The 15,829-nt window shown below is 71.9% G+C and carries 20 protein-coding genes; 13 read left to right on the top strand and 7 right to left on the bottom strand.

Annotated features, from left to right (window positions below; all coding sequences use genetic code 11):
- Nucleotides 1-18: 18 nt before the first annotated feature.
- From ABD875_RS19775 to ABD875_RS19765, 3 genes are all read left to right on the top strand, one after another.
- Nucleotides 19-426, top strand: coding sequence for an HIT family protein (locus ABD875_RS19775; protein WP_345181473.1), 408 nt, complete (start codon nt 19-21; stop codon nt 424-426).
- Between the two features lie 54 nt (nt 427-480).
- Nucleotides 481-1,248, top strand: coding sequence for an SDR family NAD(P)-dependent oxidoreductase (locus tag ABD875_RS19770; protein WP_345181470.1), 768 nt, complete (start codon nt 481-483; stop codon nt 1,246-1,248).
- A gap of 102 nt (nt 1,249-1,350) precedes the next feature.
- A complete protein-coding gene (locus tag ABD875_RS19765; RefSeq protein WP_345181469.1) occupies nt 1,351-2,364 on the top strand; it encodes a DUF3048 domain-containing protein in 1,014 nt (337 codons plus the stop codon).
- Between the two features lie 13 nt (nt 2,365-2,377).
- Here the strand turns inward: ABD875_RS19765 and ABD875_RS19760 are convergent, their stop codons facing one another.
- Nucleotides 2,378-3,070, bottom strand: a complete 693-nt coding sequence (locus tag ABD875_RS19760; protein WP_345181467.1) for a TetR/AcrR family transcriptional regulator — start codon at nt 3,068-3,070, stop codon at nt 2,378-2,380.
- Nucleotides 3,071-3,206: 136 nt separating this feature from the next.
- Here ABD875_RS19760 and ABD875_RS19755 point away from each other — a divergent pair, with 136 nt between their 5' ends.
- Complete coding sequence (locus ABD875_RS19755; protein WP_345181464.1) at nt 3,207-3,671, top strand: hypothetical protein; 465 nt, start codon at nt 3,207-3,209, stop codon at nt 3,669-3,671.
- Between the two features lie 118 nt (nt 3,672-3,789).
- Nucleotides 3,790-4,347, top strand: coding sequence for a YqgE/AlgH family protein (locus ABD875_RS19750; RefSeq protein WP_345181463.1), 558 nt, complete (start codon nt 3,790-3,792; stop codon nt 4,345-4,347).
- On the opposite strand, the gene ABD875_RS19745 is transcribed toward ABD875_RS19750, so the two are convergent.
- Nucleotides 4,344-5,114 carry a PIG-L deacetylase family protein gene (locus ABD875_RS19745; protein ID WP_345181460.1) on the bottom strand — a complete coding sequence of 257 codons (771 nt, stop codon included), beginning with the start codon at nt 5,112-5,114 and terminating at the stop codon, nt 4,344-4,346. The two genes, ABD875_RS19750 and ABD875_RS19745, sit on opposite strands and share 4 nt — an antisense overlap.
- Nucleotides 5,099-5,239: a hypothetical protein gene (locus ABD875_RS19740; protein WP_345181458.1), complete on the bottom strand. Its 141-nt coding sequence runs from the start codon at nt 5,237-5,239 to the stop codon at nt 5,099-5,101. The genes ABD875_RS19745 and ABD875_RS19740 overlap by 16 nt, the downstream gene beginning before the upstream one ends.
- A gap of 72 nt (nt 5,240-5,311) precedes the next feature.
- On the opposite strand from ABD875_RS19740, the gene ABD875_RS19735 reads away from it, so the two are divergent.
- From ABD875_RS19735 to ABD875_RS19715, 5 genes are read left to right on the top strand one after another with little or no spacing between them, the layout of a single operon-like run.
- Entirely contained in the window at nt 5,312-5,857 is a 546-nt protein-coding gene (locus tag ABD875_RS19735; protein ID WP_345181456.1) for a PadR family transcriptional regulator, read from the top strand.
- A 23-nt stretch (nt 5,858-5,880) separates the two neighbouring features.
- On the top strand, nt 5,881-6,132 hold the full coding sequence (locus tag ABD875_RS19730) for a DUF3039 domain-containing protein (protein WP_345181902.1): 252 nt from the start codon (nt 5,881-5,883) through the stop codon (nt 6,130-6,132).
- On the top strand, nt 6,129-7,919 hold the full coding sequence (locus tag ABD875_RS19725) for a DEAD/DEAH box helicase (RefSeq protein WP_345181453.1): 1,791 nt from the start codon (nt 6,129-6,131) through the stop codon (nt 7,917-7,919). The genes ABD875_RS19730 and ABD875_RS19725 overlap by 4 nt, the downstream gene beginning before the upstream one ends.
- A 10-nt stretch (nt 7,920-7,929) precedes the next feature.
- Nucleotides 7,930-8,568: an IclR family transcriptional regulator gene (locus tag ABD875_RS19720; protein ID WP_345181452.1), complete on the top strand. Its 639-nt coding sequence runs from the start codon at nt 7,930-7,932 to the stop codon at nt 8,566-8,568.
- A gap of 11 nt (nt 8,569-8,579) precedes the next feature.
- Nucleotides 8,580-9,458 carry a Dyp-type peroxidase gene (locus ABD875_RS19715; protein WP_345181450.1) on the top strand — a complete coding sequence of 293 codons (879 nt, stop codon included), beginning with the start codon at nt 8,580-8,582 and terminating at the stop codon, nt 9,456-9,458.
- Here the strand turns inward: ABD875_RS19715 and ABD875_RS19710 are convergent.
- From ABD875_RS19710 to ABD875_RS19700, 3 genes are read right to left on the bottom strand one after another with little or no spacing between them, the layout of a single operon-like run.
- Nucleotides 9,455-9,676 carry a putative signal transducing protein gene (locus tag ABD875_RS19710; protein WP_345181447.1) on the bottom strand — a complete coding sequence of 74 codons (222 nt, stop codon included), beginning with the start codon at nt 9,674-9,676 and terminating at the stop codon, nt 9,455-9,457. The two genes, ABD875_RS19715 and ABD875_RS19710, sit on opposite strands and share 4 nt — an antisense overlap.
- A gap of 4 nt (nt 9,677-9,680) precedes the next feature.
- Entirely contained in the window at nt 9,681-12,011 is a 2,331-nt protein-coding gene (locus ABD875_RS19705; RefSeq protein WP_345181445.1) for an arylsulfatase, read from the bottom strand.
- Between the two features lie 35 nt (nt 12,012-12,046).
- Entirely contained in the window at nt 12,047-12,526 is a 480-nt protein-coding gene (locus ABD875_RS19700) for an Lrp/AsnC family transcriptional regulator (protein WP_345181444.1), read from the bottom strand.
- An 81-nt stretch (nt 12,527-12,607) separates the two neighbouring features.
- Between ABD875_RS19700 and hppD the strand changes: the two genes are divergently transcribed.
- Nucleotides 12,608-13,801: a 4-hydroxyphenylpyruvate dioxygenase gene (gene hppD / locus ABD875_RS19695; protein WP_345181442.1), complete on the top strand. Its 1,194-nt coding sequence runs from the start codon at nt 12,608-12,610 to the stop codon at nt 13,799-13,801.
- Nucleotides 13,802-13,811: 10 nt separating this feature from the next.
- Here the strand turns inward: hppD and ABD875_RS19690 are convergent, their stop codons facing one another.
- A complete protein-coding gene (locus ABD875_RS19690) occupies nt 13,812-14,471 on the bottom strand; it encodes an SIMPL domain-containing protein (protein WP_345181440.1) in 660 nt (219 codons plus the stop codon).
- A 9-nt stretch (nt 14,472-14,480) separates the two neighbouring features.
- Between ABD875_RS19690 and ABD875_RS19685 the strand changes: the two genes are divergently transcribed.
- Both ABD875_RS19685 and ABD875_RS19680 read left to right on the top strand, forming a co-directional pair.
- Complete coding sequence (locus tag ABD875_RS19685; RefSeq protein ID WP_345181437.1) at nt 14,481-15,188, top strand: RDD family protein; 708 nt, start codon at nt 14,481-14,483, stop codon at nt 15,186-15,188.
- A gap of 2 nt (nt 15,189-15,190) precedes the next feature.
- Nucleotides 15,191-15,718 (top strand): DUF1697 domain-containing protein, encoded by a 528-nt coding sequence (locus ABD875_RS19680; protein ID WP_345181436.1) that lies wholly within the window; start codon nt 15,191-15,193, stop codon nt 15,716-15,718.
- Nucleotides 15,719-15,829 lie beyond the last annotated feature (111 nt).

The following is a 15,829-nucleotide window of genomic DNA, read 5'->3' as shown; positions in this document are numbered from 1 at the left end:
GGCCGCTAGCCTCGACCCGTGACCGACTGCGTCTTCTGCCAGATCGTCGCGGGCGACGTACCAGCCGACGTGGTGCTGGAGGAGCCGGACGTCGTCGCGTTCCTCGACCGGCGCCCGGTGTTCAAGGGGCACGTGCTGCTGGTCCCGCGCGAGCACGTCGTCACCCTGCCCGACCTCCCGGCGGCGCTGCGCGACGGCTTCCTGGGCGCCGCCCAGCGGCTCGCGACCGCCGTCGTCGAGGGCCTGGGCGCCCAGGGGAGCTTCGTCGCGATGAACAACGTGGTCAGCCAGTCGGTCGCCCACCTGCACCTCCACGTCGTGCCGCGCACGAAGGGCGACGGGCTGCGCGGGTTCTTCTGGCCGCGCACGAAGTACGCCGACGGCGAGGCGGCCGAGTACGCCGCCCGGCTGCGTGCGGTGCTGTGACCCGTCCTATGGTGTGGTGTCGAGAAGCAGTCCACCGAGGTCGAGGAGTCACCCATGGGTCGTTATGACGGACGTGTCGTCGTCGTCACCGGAGCCGCGCGCGGCATCGGTTTCGGCACTGCCTCCCGGTTCGCCGAGGAGGGCGCGTCGGTAGCGGTCCTCGACCTGGACGAGTCGGCCGCCGCGGAGGCCGCGGCGAAGCTGCCCCTGACCGACGGCGCGAAGGCGATCGGCATCGGCTGCGACGTGGCGGACACCGCGTCCGGCGAGGCCGCCGTCGAGCGGGTCGTCGCCGAGCTCGGCGGGATCCACGTGCTGGTCAACAACGCCGGCATCACCCGCGACAACCTGCTGTTCAAGATGACCGACGAGGACTGGGACTCGGTCCTGGGCGTGCACCTGCGCGGCGCCTTCGTGATGACCCGCGCCGCCCAGAAGCACTTCGTCGCCCAGAAGTACGGCAAGATCCTCAACCTCTCGAGCGTCTCCGCGCTCGGCAACCGCGGCCAGCTCAACTACTCCGCGGCGAAGATGGGCGTGCAGGGCTTCACCCGCACGCTCGGCATCGAGCTCGGCCCGTTCGGCATCAACGCCAACGCCATCGCGCCGGGGTTCATCGCCACCGAGATGACCGACGCCACCGCGGCCCGGCTCAAGATCGACGTCGACGACTTCCGCAAGATGAACGCCGAGGCGAACCCGGTCCGCCGGGTCGGCTACCCGGAGGACATCGCGGCCGCCGCGGCGTTCCTCTGCAGCGACGAGGCGTCGTACATCACCGGCCAGACGCTGTACGTCGACGGCGGCGCGAAGCTCGGCTAGCCCGCATCTCGCCCTGTGGGCGCGCCTCCCCAAACGGGCTGCGCGCCCCTGCACACTGAAGTCGACCAAATCACACGAGTTTCACGAAACGGAGCGATCCCCGTGCGCCGTGCCCGCCTGATCACCACCGTCCTGCTGTCCTCCGGCCTGCTGCTCGCCGGCTGCGGAGGCGGGAGCGACTCGGACGACGAGGACTCCACGCCGGCCGCCCAGGAGGTGGCGGGCAGCGAGGAGGTCGCGTCGACGTGGCCGATGACCGGACTGCCCGTCGAAGGTGACGACGACGCTGCGCAGCCGCACCCGGTGCTGGTCACCAAGATGGACAACACCTACTCCAGCTCGCCGCAGATCGGGCTCGGCTCGGCCGACCTGGTCGTCGAGGAGCTGGTCGAGGGCGGCCTGACCCGGCTCGCGGCGTTCTACTACTCCGACCTCCCGGACAACGTGGGGCCGGTCCGCTCGATGCGCGCCAGCGACATCGGGATCGTCTCCCCGGCCGACGCGACCGTCGTCACCAGTGGCGCGGCCTCGCCGACGATCGCGCGGATCAACGGCGCCGGCATCGAGTTCTACAACGAGGGCGACACCGGCCTCTCGCGCGACAGCTCGCGCAGCGCGCCGTACAACCTGTTCGCGGACCTGCAGGCGGTCGGCGAGGACGCCGCGATCGACGCGACCCGCCCGCAGGACTACCTGCCGTGGGGGAGCGCGGAGGACTTCCCGGGCGGCCAGCCCGCCAAGAAGATCGCCGCGTCGTTCGGCGGCGGCCACACGACGAACTGGACGTTCGACGGCAAGGGCTACGTCAACGAGAACAGCTACGCCGACCAGGGGGACGAGTTCCCCGCCGACACCGTGCTGGTGCTGCGGGTGCAGGTCGGCGACGCCGGCTACCTCGACCCGGCCGGCAACCCGGTCCCCGAGACCAAGCTCGAGGGCAAGGGCGACGCGATGATCTTCCACGACGGTCGCCTGGTGCGCGGCACGTGGAGCAAGGCGAGCCTGGACGCGCCGCTGCAGTTCTCGACGAAGGCCGGCAAGCTGACCATCCCGGCCGGGCACACCTGGATCGAGCTGGTGCCGGCCGCGAACGGCGACGTCACCTTCTCGAAGTAGCAGGAGCCGCCGGCTACGACGACGTCGGGCCGCCGGGCGCCAGGTCCACGCCGCTCTCGGCGAGGCCCTGGAAACCGGCGAGGATGAAGCCGATCGCGGTCTCGACGTTCGCGGCCGCGACGACCGGGTCCTCGGCGCCCGAGACCGACTCCCCGGCCGACGACATCGCGCCGAAGAAGATCCGGGCGAAGGTCTGGGTGAGCGCCTCGTCGAGGTCCCACTGGCCGGCGGCGAGGACCGAGCGCACGATCTCGAGGACGTTGGCGAACGTCGAGCGCTCCTCCTGCTCACGGAACCGCTCGTAGCCGAGGACCGACGGGCCCTCCTGGATCACGATCCGGCGGTAGCGCGGCTCCTGGACGACCGACAGGAACGCGCGCAGGCCGGCCGTCGCCTTCTCCCACGGGTCCTTGTGCCCCTTGAGCGCCTTCTGGATCGCGCGCGCGGCATCGGACTCCACGCGCTCGAAGACCGCCTCGAACAGCGCCTGCTTGCCGCTGAAGTGGTGGTAGAGCGCGCCCTTGGTCACCTCGGCGCCGGCGACGATCGCGTCCAGCGAGGTCGCGGCGTAGCCGTTCTCGGTGAACAGCTCCTCGGCCACGTCGACCAGCGCGCGCTTGGTCGTCGCCGAGTACTGCTGGCGCCGGGTCGCGCCCGGGACCCCGGGGACGCGCGGCACCAGCTTGGAGACCGACGACTTGCTCATAGTCCCCAGACCTTAATACCGACCGTCGGTATGGCGTGACCTGGATCTCAGCGAGCCCGGTTGCATACTGCGAGTATGTGGGCATACCGTGAGTACGTACTCGCGGTATGCATTCCTCTACCCCCAGGAGCACACCATGACTCTCACGCACTCCCGCGGAGCGATCCTCCGCGATGTCATCACCGCAGCCAACGCGCGCCGCGACGGCGCCCTCCCGCTCGACGTCCCCGGCGCGGCCGCGGCGTTCGGCGACGACCTGACCCTCCTCGGCGCCCTCCAGCTGCGCTGGCACACCCGGCTCGCCGGGCGCATCGAGCGCGAGCTCAACCAGCAGCCGCTGGACCTCGAGCAGGCCGTGGTCGCCGCCTGGCACGCCACCGCCGACGAGCTGCCCGGCGTGCTCGCGATCGTGGACCGGCACCGCGCGGCCCCGACCAGCCCGGCGATGGCCGACGCGATGACCCGCTCGGCCGCCAAGGAGCACATCCTGCTCGCCATGATGGCCGGCCGTTCGAGCGCGCCGAACGACGACGCGGCCCGGGTCGGCGCCGAGATCGAGCGCCGCGCCCGCGCGACCTACCACGCCGCCGCGGCGGCCTGACGAGACCCGGCAGCCCCGGCCCCGACGCATCCCTCCCTCCCCGCGGCCTCCCACCGCATCCCTCGCGTCGGGGACCGGGGCTGCTGCGCGCTCGGCGATCGTCGGTGATGATGGGGGCATGACCGAGGTGCGCGCCGGGATGCTCCTGGTGGCGACGCCTGTCCTGCTCGACCCGAACTTCGTCGAGACCGTGGTGCTGCTGCTCGACGTCGACGACCAGGGTGCGCTCGGGGTCGTGCTCAACCGGCCGTCCGCGATCCCGGTCGACGCGGTGCTCGACGGGTGGGGCGACGTCGTCGTCGAGCCGGAGGTGTTGTTCCAGGGCGGTCCGGTCAGCACCCAGGGCGCCCTCGCGGTCGCGACGCTGCGCGCCGAGGACGACGTGCCGGTGGGGTTCCGGACCGTCGAGGGCCGCCTCGGCCTGCTCGACCTGGACACGCCCGTCGAGCTGCTCGAGGGCAGCCTCGAGGGGCTGCGGATCTTCGCCGGGTACGCCGGATGGGGCGCGGACCAGCTCGCCGGGGAGATCGAGGAGGGCAGCTGGTACGTCGTGCCCGCGCTCGAGCCGGACGTGTTCCGCATGGATCCCGCGAGCCTGTGGCGCGACGTGCTGCGCCGCCAGCCCGGCGAGCTCGCCTGGCACTCCACGCGCCCGGTCGACCCCGAGCTGAACTAGCCCGAGCCGGACGAGCCCGAGCCGAACGAGCCCCGCAGCAGGTGCTCGCGGGTGAGGAAGTCGCGGCGCAGGTCGGGTGGCAGTCCCTCGAACGGTGAGGTCTGGGACGCGTGGACCGCGATCGCCCGCTCGCGCGCCTCGAGGTGCCGGCTGGTGTCGAGGACGAGCGCCACCTGCGCGTCGGGAGTGCCGAGCTCGGCGTTCCTCAGGTAGACCTCGAGCTCGGGGCGGACCTCGGCCATGTGCGCCGCCCAGCGCGCCATCAGCGAGCGCGGCAGCGCCTGGAGGTACGCCGGGACGCCGCGCTCGGCGGCCACCGTCATCGACGCGTCCCGCACCCGGACGTGGTCGCGGTGCCCGTCGCTGCCGTCCAGGCTGACCACCACGTCGGGGTCCACGTCGGCCGCGACGGCGCGCACCGCGTCGGTGACCGCGGCGGGATCGACGCCGCACAGCGAACCGGTCGGCGGCTCACCCTCCATGCCGGAGTCGCTGAAGTCCAGCAGCGCCAGCCGGGCGACGCCGAGGACGGCCGCTGCCTGCCGCAGCTCGTCCTCACGCACCTCGCCGAGCGAGCGGTCGCCGAGGTCCATGCCCGGGGCGGGCTCGCCGGCCTCGCCGCGGGACCCGCACACGACGGTCGTCTCCCAGCCCTCGCCGGCCGCGTGCAGCAGCAGCGAGCCGCACCCGAACGTCTCGTCGTCGGGGTGGGCGACCACGACCAGCAGCCGCGGCGGGTCGTGGCGCGGCGTCACGTCGGCGAACACGTGAGCTCCTCGGTGTGGGCGACGACGACGATTCTGCGCCGCGCGCGCAGCACGGTCTCGACGCCGCGCCAGGCGGCTTCGAGCTCCTGGCCGGACGGGAGGTCGGGGAGGGGTGCGTGGGTCATGGCGGGCTCCTGGATGAATACTGCCGTTGGCAGTAAGTAGATACTGCCCCGGGCAGTGTGTCAAGATGCCTCATGACCACCACCGGCTACGCCCTGCTCGGCTTGCTCGCACTGCGCCCGTGGACCACCTACGAGCTCGCCCAGCAGGTGCGCCGCAGCCTCAGCTGGTTCTGGCCGCGCACCGAGCGCAAGCTGTACGACGAGCCGAAGCGGCTGGTCGCCGCGGGCTACGCCACCGCGCGCGAGGAGTTCACGGGCAAGCGCAAGCGCACCGTCTACGAGATCACCGACTCCGGGCGGATGGCGCTGCGCGACTGGCTCGCCCTGCCGTCGGCCCCGCCGGCCATGGAGAACGAGGCGATGGTCCGGGTGTTCTTCGCCGACGGGGGCGACGTGGAGTCCCTGCGCGCGACCCTGGCCGCGATGGCCGACGGCGCCCGCGCCCGGCTGGCCGAGCTGGAGGCGATGGAGGGTGGCGAGTACCCGTTCCCGGAGCGCCGCCACATCAGCCGCCTCGCCATGCGGCTGCAGCAGCAGCAGGAGCAGACGATGATCGACTGGGCCACCTGGGCGAGCGCCGAGGTGGCGCGGTGGGACGCGACCGCAGGCCCTCGGTGACGTAGGCTTGAGCCGTGACCTCCATCGGCTTCTCGACAGACACCGACGTCCGCGAGGACCGTCGTACCGTCCCGACCGACGAGGGTGATCACGAGCGGTTCTCGCACTACGTGGAGAAGGACAAGCTCACCGAGGCCATGGTGATGGGGACCCCCGTCGTCGCCCTCTGCGGCAAGGTCTGGGTGCCCAGCCGGGCGCCGGAGAAGTTCCCCGTCTGCCCCGAGTGCAAGGAAGCCTGGGAGTCCCTCAAGGACGACGCGGGCACCGACGCGTGACGGGCCGGCTCGAGGCCGACCCCCAGCCGAACGCGCTCACCCCGGCCTGGCCGGAGCGCGCGGCCTGGGGCACCGCGCCGTCGCTGCGTGCCTGGCAGGCCGCGGCCATGAAGAAGTACTTCGACACCCTGCCGCGCGACTTCCTCGCGGTCGCCACGCCCGGCGCCGGCAAGACGACCTTCGCGCTGTCGGTCGCCGCCGAGCTGCTCGGGCGCCGGATGGTCGACCGGATCACGATCGTCGCGCCGACCGAGCACCTCAAGCTGCAGTGGGCCGAGGCCGCCGCCCGCGCGGGCATCCCGATCGACCCGACGTACTCCGCAGGCAAGGGCAAGACCTCGCAGGACTACGTGGGCATCGCCGTGACGTACGCCGGCGTCGCGGTCAACCCGCTCGCGATGCGGATCCGCACCGAGCGCTTCAAGACCCTGGTGATCCTCGACGAGGTGCACCACGCCGGTGACGCGCTGTCGTGGGGCGAGGGCGTGCGCGAGGCGTTCGACCCGGCGACCCGGCGGCTGGCGCTGACCGGCACGCCGTTCCGCTCGGACATCAACCCGATCCCGTTCGTCACCTACGCGTCCGGCGAGGACGGTACGCCGACGTCGGTCGCCGACTACGCCTACGGCTACGCGCACGCGCTGGCCGACCACGTCGTCCGGCCGGTGCTGTTCATGGCCTACTCCGGCGAGATGCAGTGGCGCACCCGCGCCGGCGACGAGATCGCCGCGCGGCTGGGCGAGCCGCTCACCAAGGACATGACGTCGCAGGCGCTGCGCACCGCGCTCGACCCGAAGGGCTCGTGGATGCCGTCGGTGCTGACCGCCGCCGACATGCGCCTCGACGAGGTGCGCCGGCACGTGCCGGACGCCGGCGGCCTGGTGATCGCGAGCGACCAGGAGTCGGCGCGCGCCTACGCCAAGCTGCTGCGCCAGATCGCGGGGGAGCCGGCGACCGTCGTCCTCTCCGACGAGAAGGAAGCCTCCAAGAAGATCACCGAGTTCAGCGAGGGCGACCAGCGCTGGATGGTCGCGGTCCGGATGGTGTCCGAGGGCGTCGACGTACCGCGCCTCGCGGTCGGCGTCTACGCCACCACCACCTCCACGCCGCTGTTCTTCGCCCAGGCCGTCGGCCGCTTCGTGCGCGCTCGGACCCGCGGCGAGACCGCGTCGGTCTTCCTGCCCTCGGTGCCGAACCTGCTCGGCTTCGCCTCCGAGATGGAGGTCCAGCGCGACCACGTGCTCAAGCGCCGCGTCAACGACGAGAGCGACATCTTCGCCGCGGAGAACGACCTGCTCGCCGCGGCCAACGCCGAGGAGGGAGCCTCCGACGACCTGCTCGGGTCCTTCGAGGCGCTCGGCTCCGAGGCCCGCTTCGACCGGGTGCTGTACGACGGCGGCGAGTTCGGGCACGAGGGCGAGGTGCACGTCGGCTCCGAGGAGGAGATGGACTTCCTCGGCATTCCCGGCCTGCTCGACCCCGACCAGATGCGCGAGCTGCTGCACCAGCGCCAGAGCGACCGGGCCAAGAAGCAGAAGGCGTCCCGCGTCCGTGAGGAGGCCGACTCCGTCGCCGAGGTCAGCACCCACGAGCAGCTCGCCGTGCTGCGACGCGAGCTCAACGGGCTCGTGGCCGCCTGGCACCACCGCACCGGCCAGAAGCACGGCATCACCCACGCCGCGCTGCGCAAGGAGTGCGGCGGTCCGGCCGCGGCGGTCGCCACCGCGCAGCAGCTCACCGCCCGGATCGACCGGATCCGCGAGTGGGCCATGCGCAAGTCCTCCTAGGCTGCGTGTCATGCCCGCCGAGACCTCCCAGACCCTCGACCGGGGGCTGCGTGTGCTCGACGTGCTCGCGTCGGCCCCGGGCGGGCTCACCGTCACCGAGCTCGCCGCCCGCCTCGACGTGAACCGCACCGTCGTCTACCGGCTGGTGAGCACGCTCGAGCAGCACGCGCTCGTGCGCCGCGACCCGCGCGGCCGGCTGCACGTCGGGCTCGGTGTGCTGCACCTGGCGTCGGCGGTGCAGCCGGTGCTGCGCGACCTCGCCGTACCCGTGCTGCGCGAGCTGGCCGAGGCCGTCGGCAGCACCGCGCACCTCACGGTCGCCGACGGCGAGGAGGCCCTCGCGCTCGCGGTGGTGGAGCCGTCGTGGACCGACTTCCACGTGAGCTACCGGGTCGGCTCGCGCCACCCGCTCGACCAGGGCGCGGCCGGCAAGGCGATCCTGCTCGGCCGGCAGCCCGAGGGGGAGCCGTACGCCGTCACCGCCGGCGAGCTGCAGGCCGGCGCGCACGGCCTCGCGGCACCGGTGCGCGGCGTCGACGGGCTGGAGGCCAGCGTCGGGATCGTCACCCTCGGCGGCGCGATCGACGTCGACCGCATCGGACCCCTCGTGCGCGACGCCGCCGCGGCCGTCGCCCAGCGACTCTCCTAGGATCACGGTCCATGTCCGCACCCCAGCCCGGGATCTTCGCGCTCGGCACCCTCGCGCACTCGTACGTCGAGCTCGACCTCGTCGACGGCGCGTCCCCGGCCGACCTGGTCCGCGCGATCGCTGGCCTCGAGGAGCCGCGCACGACGATGGGCGGGGTCAACCTCGTGAGCGGGTTCCGGCCGGAGGTCTGGGGCGGCCCGGCGCCCGCCGGGCTGCACGGCTTCAGCGAGCCGGTCGTCGGCCCGGACGGCTTCACGATGCCCGCGACCCAGCACGACGCGGTGCTCTGGGTCTCCGGCGGCTCCTACGACGTGGTGTTCGACGCGGTCATCGGCATGCTCGCCGCGCTCGAGGGTGTCGCGGTCCTCGCGCACGAGGTGCCCGGCTGGACCTACCACCGCGACCGCGACCTCACCGGCTTCATCGACGGCACCGAGAACGACTCGGTGCTGGTCAGCCCGGCCGAGGTGCTGGTCCCGGACGGCTCGCCCGGCGCCGGCGGATCCGTCCTGCTCCTCCAGCAGTGGGCCCACGAGGCGCGGGCCTGGTCCGCGCTGTCGACCCGGCGCCAGGAGGCGGCGATGGGCCGGACCAAGGCCGACAGCGTCGAGCTCGAGGACAAGCCGGAGTCGTCGCACGTCGCCCGCACCGACCAGGAGGAGTTCGGGCAGATCTTCCGGCGCAACACGCCGTACGGCTCGGTCGCCGACCACGGCACGATGTTCGTCGGCTTCGCGGCGGACCAGGGCCCGCTCGCTCGGATGCTCGACAGCATGGCCGGGGTCGGCGGTCCCCGTGACGAGCTGACCCGCTACACGACGCCGCTGACCGGCGGCTACTACTTCGTGCCCTCGGTCGAGGACCTCAACGCACGGGGCGGCAGCTCCTAGGCGCGCAGCCACTCTCCGAGCTCGGCGTCGACCATCAGCTCGCGGGCCTCGGCCTCGCGGTCGTCGGCGACGAGGATCCGCGGCACGATGACGGGGATCGTGCCCTCGAGCACGCTCATGGTGCGGTCGGTGACCTGGTAGGGGATGCCTGCCTCGCCGAGAAGGGCCTCGACCACGGAGATCAGCGCGACGTCGTTGGTGCGGATCAGCTCGGCCATGTGGCTACCCCAGGTAGGTGACGGTGACGGTGTCGATCGTGCCATCGAGCGCAAACGGGGCCCGCTCGCGATAGTCGAGCGACACCGGGCTGCCCAGGCTGCGCCCGATGTCGAGGCAGTCGTTGGCGGTGAACAGCAGCGGGGCGCTGATCGGCACCTGTCCGCCGGCGACGACCTCGCCGCCGACGCTGAGGGTGATGTCCAGCGGACCGCCGGGGCGCGGCTCGGCGTACGTCGTGCGCACCTCGATCTCGGTCCGGCCCGCCCGGAGCCGCTGCTCGGACCGGATCTTGGTGCGCTGCAGGAGGAAGAGGTTGTACTCGTAGCAGAGGTGTCCGTCGTCGAGGTAGCAGGTGAGGCCGCCGCTGTTGGCCCCGAGCGAGTACAGCACCCCGCTGGCGCCGTCGGCGAGGTCCGCGTCGATCACGACGGTGTTGGCCCGGTTGCCCAGCGCGGGCGCGCAGAACTCCGGCATCCGCACGATGTCGCCGCTGAACGTCCACTGCCGGTACGGCGTGGAGATCCGCTGCTCCGGGTGGATCGCGACCACCCAGAGCCCGCCGCCGACGGGGTAGACGCTGTTGCGGGCGGCCTCGATCGCGAAGACCTCCTTGAGCTGCGCCAGCTTCTCCGGGTGGGTGTCGGCCAGGTCGCGGGCTTGCGTCCAGTCCTCGTCGAGGTGGTAGAGCTCCCAGGTGTCCTGGTCGGGCGTCCACTCGTGGATCCCCGGCGGCAGGCCCGGGACCCACGGCGCCCGTGGCCCGAACGCCGACGCCATCCAGCCGTCGTGGTAGATCGCGCGGCTGCCCATGATCTCGAAGTACTGCGTGCGCAGCCGGCCCTCGGCGTCCGGGTCCCCGAACGTGTAGGCCAGGCTGGTGCCGTCGAGCGGCTGCTGCTCCACGCCGCGGACCACGCGCGGCGGGGTGATGCCGATGACCTCGTAGATCGTGGGGACCAGGTCGTTGCAGTGGTGGAACTGCGAGCGCGGCCGGCTGTCCGGCGCGATCCGCGCCGGCCACCGGACCGCCATCGGGTTGCGGGTGCCGCCGAGGTGGGAGGCCAGCAGCTTCATGCCCCGGTACGGCGCACTCCCGGCCCACGCCCAGCCTGCGTGGTACTGGTTGTCGACGAGCGGCGACCCCAGCACGTCCAGCCCGCCGAGCTCGTCGAGCGCCTTGATGTGCATGTCGACCGTGGTCGGGATGCCGTTCTGGGCGAGCAGCTCGCTGATCGTGCCGTTCTGGCCCTCGCCCGAGGAGCCGTTGTCGCCCCAGATGTAGAACACCAGCGTGTTCTCGGCGTGCCCGAGGCGCTCGACCTCGTCGATGAGCCGGCCCACCTGGACGTCGACGTGCTCGCCGTACCCTGCGGCGACCTCCATCAGCCTGCGCTGGAAGGGCTTCTGGTCCTCCGGGATCTCGTCCCACGCCGGCAGGCTCGGGTCGCGCGGCGTGAGCTCGGCGTCCTGCGGGATCCAACCCTTCTCCTTGGCGCGGGCGTGGACGCGCTCGCGGTAGGCGTCCCAGCCGTCGTCGAACTTCCCGGCGTACTTGTCGGCCCACTCCTTCGCCACGTGGTGCGGTCCGTGGATGGCGCCACTCGCCCAGTACATGAAGAACGGCTTGTCCGGCTCGAACGCCTGGTGCCGGCGCAGCCAGGCGATGGCGTCGTCGGCCAGGTCCTCACTCAGGTGGTAGCCCTCCTCCGGGGTCCTCGGCGGCAGCACGCTGGTGGTGTTGCGGACCAGGTTGGGCTCCCACTGCGACGCCTCACCGGCCAGGAAGCCGTAGAAGTACTCGAAGCCGCGCCCCGTCGGCCAGTTGTGGAACGGCCCCGCGGCGGTGGTCTCCTCGGCAGGAGTGTTGTGCCACTTGCCGAACGCCGCGGTCGCGTAGCCGTAGTCGGTGAGGACCTCCGCGGCCAGGGCGGTGCTGGTCGGGATGTGGCCGGAGTAGCCGTCCCAGTCGTTGGCGAGCTCGGCGATCTGGCCGTTGCCGATCCGGTGGTGGTTGCGCCCGGTGAGGAGCGAGGCACGCGTGGGGGAGCACATCGCGGTGGTGTGGAAGCGGTTGTAGCCGATGCCTTCCGACAGCACGCGGGTCAACGTGTCCGTGCGCACCTCGCCGCCCAGCGTGTCCGGCAGGCCCGGGCCGGCGTCGTCGATGAGCACGATCAGGACGTTCGGCGCGTCGGGCGGAAGGTGCCGGGCCCGCTCGCGCGGCTGGTAGACGGACTCCTGCATGGTGCGGCCGGCGTACGAGCCCGAGGGAGTCGGCGGGAACGGCAGCGCTTCCTGGTGGGGCAGGTGGGGGAAGCCGGTGTCGGTGCTCACTCATCCACCGTGTCAGCGAGGCACGGTCCCTCGTATCACCCGCGTCGGGTGATAGCCCGCGCCAGCGGGCGGACCCGGTACGGCACCTGGGTCGCGAGCGCGATCACGGTGGAGGACCGCACGATCGCCGGGTTCTCCAGCACCCGGTCGATCACCCGCTGGAGGTCGGTGTTGGAGCGGGCGACCACGCGCGCCCACATGTCGCCGGCGCCGGTGATCGTGTGCGCCTCGAGCACCTCGGGGATCTCGGCGAGGTGGGTCGCGACCCGGTCGTGACCGCCGCCCTGGGCCGGCTCCTGGCGGATCTCCAGGGTCAGGAACGCGGTCACGGGATAGCCCAGGGCCTCCGGCGAGAGGTCCGGCCCCCAGCCGGTGATCACGCCGCTGGCCACGAGCTTGTCGAGGCGGGCCTGCACGGTGCCGCGAGCGACGCCGAGCCGGCGCGAGGCCTCGAGCACCCCGACGCGCGGGTCGGTGGCGAACAGGTCGATCAACCTGCCGTCCAGGTCGTCCATATCGCCCACCCATCCTGTGCAAGTTGACCAGTGTTTCGACGTACTGTTGCACACAATGTCAGTCCCGGACAGGCTCCCTCCATGACGCTGACCCCTGACGAGCTCAAGGCCGACCTCACCCTCGAACAGCTCAAGGAGCTGGTCGGACTCGTGGAGTACGACGCGGAGGGCGACGTCTTCCCGGTGACCGGCTGGGACGCGATCGTGTTCGTCGTCGGCAACGCGACCCAGGCCGCGCACTACTACCAGTCCGCGTGGGGCATGGAGCTGATCGCCTACTCCGGACCGGAGAACGGCAACCGCGACCACAAGTCCTTCGTGCTGCGCTCGGGCTCGATCAAGTTCGTCGTCAACGGCGCCGTCGACCCCGACAGCGCGCTCGCCGACCACCACCGCCGCCACGGCGACGGCGTCGTCGACATCGCCCTCGAGGTCCCGGACGTCGACAGGTGCATCGCGCAGGCCCGCAGCGCGGGCGCGAAGGTCGTGCGCGAGCCCGAGGACGTCACCGACGAGCACGGGACCGTGCGGATCGCCGCGATCGCGACGTACGGCGAGACCATCCACACGCTCGTCGACCGCAGCCGGTACGACGGCCCGTACCTCCCGGGCTACGTCGCCCGCGCGAGCACGTTCGTGAAGCCCGCGGGTCAGCCGAAGCGGCTGTTCCAGGCCCTCGACCACATCGTCGGCAACGTCGAGCTCGGCCACATGGACGAGTGGGTGGACTTCTACAACCGCGTCATGGGCTTCACGAACATGGCCGAGTTCATCGGCGACGACATCGCCACCGACTACTCCGCGCTGATGTCGAAGGTCGTCGCGTCCGGCAACCACCGCGTGAAGTTCCCGCTCAACGAGCCGGCGATCGCGAAGAAGAAGTCGCAGATCGACGAGTACCTCGAGTTCTACCGCGGCGCGGGCGCCCAGCACCTCGCGGTCGCGACCAATGACATCCTGGCCTCGGTCGACGCGCTGACCGCGAACGGTGTCGAGTTCCTGACGACGCCGGACTCCTACTACGAGGACCCGGAGCTGCGGGCCCGGATCGGCAACGTGCGGGTGCCGATCGAGGAGCTGCAGAAGCGCGGGATCCTCGTCGACCGCGACGAGGACGGCTACCTGCTCCAGATCTTCACCAAGCCGCTCGGCGACCGGCCGACGGTCTTCTTCGAGCTGATCGAGCGGCACGGCTCGCTGGGCTTCGGCAAGGGCAACTTCAAGGCGCTGTTCGAGGCGATCGAGCGCGAGCAGGAGGCCCGCGGAAACCTCTGAGCACGACTGCTCAGCTCGCCACGAACCTCGCGTCCACGGCCGCGGACACGGCGATGTCCTCGGGCGTGAACGCGAGGCCGCCGGCCTCCTTGGCCTGCCGGGAGAACGCCGCCGGCTGGTGACCCGGGGTCGCGCGGGTGTCGCCGAGCAGGCCGGGGTCGGCCACCGCGACGCAGCGCAGGCCCGACAGGCCGAGCGCCTCGGCGTACGTCTGCGCCTTGGCGCGAGCCTCCTCGACGGCGCGGGTGCGCACCTCGCTGATCGCGCCGAGCCGGGTCCGCTCGGTGAGGGCCCACTCGATGCCGTCGACGCGCACGCCCGGGTACGCCGCCGCCCGCTCGACCCACCCGGCCAGGTCGTCGAAGTCGCGGAACTTGGCGCGGGTCGTCGTCTGGGCGTGGTGCACGAGCGGGACCTGCTCGCCCTTGTCGTTGAACGGCCGGTGCGACCAGACCTGGATCCGGTCGCTGCTGAACCAGGTGACCGGGCCGTCCTCCGGGTGGTGCCGGTCGCGGATCCCGGCGACCAGCGCCTGGGTGCCCGCGACCGTCCGCGCGACCACGGCCGCGCGCTCGGGACCCTCGAACCCGACCGAGACCGTCACGGTCGCGCGCTCGGCGGGGTAGAAGGCGTCGTGGCCTCCCTGGACGGTGATCACGGTCTCCGGCATGCTCCGAGCATGACGCAGGCCCCGCCCGGTTGGTACCCGGACCCGGAGGCGCCTGCGGGCGTCCCGCCGCTCCCGCGCTGGTGGGACGGCGCCCGCTGGACCGACCACTACGGGCCGGCCGCGCCCACCGCGGTCCAGAAGCCGCCGGCGACCACGCCGGACGGCGTGCCGCTCGCCGGGTGGTGGCGCCGGGTCGTCGCGCAGCTGCTCGACGGGCTGATCCTGCTGCCGGTCGTCGTCCTGGTCACCGTGCCGTTCTGGGGCGAGATCGGCGACGCGTTCCGCGACTACTGGGACGACGCGCTCGACGGCAGCTCCTCCGGGGCGTCGACCTGGGATCTCCAGCGCGACCTCCTCGGACCCCTCCTCGCGATCAGCCTGATCAGCGCTGCGATCAGCCTCGTCTACAACGTCGGCTTCCTCATGTGGAAGCAGGCCACGCCCGGCAAGCTGATGCTCGGACTGCGGGTCCGGCTGCGGGAGACGGCCGGCCCGATGCCGTTCGGCACCGTCCTGGTGCGCTGGCTGACGCAGTTCGCGCCGTCGTACCTGCTGGGGCAGGTGCCGCTCGTCGGCTACCTCACCTCGACGTACGTGCTCCTCGACGGGGCCTGGCCGCTGTGGGACGACCGGCGCCAGGCGATCCACGACAAGGCCGCGAGGACGAACGTGGTCACGGTGCGCGAGGCGGTCCCGCCGGCTCCCGGCAGGATGTGACCATGGCGACGTACATCGCGTTCCTGCGGGCGATCAACCTCGGGGCGAAGCGCAAGTTCCCCAAGGACGCGATCAAGGCGGCCGTCGAGGCCGCCGGCTGCACGAACGTCGAGACCTACATCAACACCGGCAACGTCCGCTTCGACTCGACGATGCGGTCGCGGGCGAGGATCGAGGCGGCGCTGGAGAAGGCGTTCCTGGAGGACCGCGGCTTCGAGGTGCCCACGATCGTGTTCACGCCGAAGGAGCTGAGGGCGATCGCCGAGGAGGCGGCCGGCTTCGGGCACGGCGGGCGGCACTACGTCTCGCTGCTCAAGGACGACCCCACGGCGGAGGCGATCAAGGCCGTCGAGGACCTCAGTACCGCGGAGGAGGTCGCGCGGGTCGGCGGCCGCGCCGTACACCTGCTGCTGGGCGCGAACTACCACGAGGCGAGGCTGACGAACGCGGCCGTCGAGAAGAAGCTGGGCGTGTCCACCAACCGCAACCTGACCGTTATCGAGGCGTTGGCCGACAGGTGGGGTGCGTGAGCACCGACGGGTGGTAGAACGTCCTTCTCGTCATTCGTTCTCGGGAGGCGGTCTCAACTGGTGATTGCAACGCCTGTTGGTCGTGTTGGGTCTGACAGTAGGCGGTCAAGG

The organism is Nocardioides caricicola (assembly GCF_039541135.1).
Lineage (GTDB): Bacteria > Actinomycetota > Actinomycetes > Propionibacteriales > Nocardioidaceae > Nocardioides > Nocardioides caricicola.
Note: the sequence above shows the minus strand (reverse complement) of the source record. Positions and strands in the feature narration are given on the sequence as shown.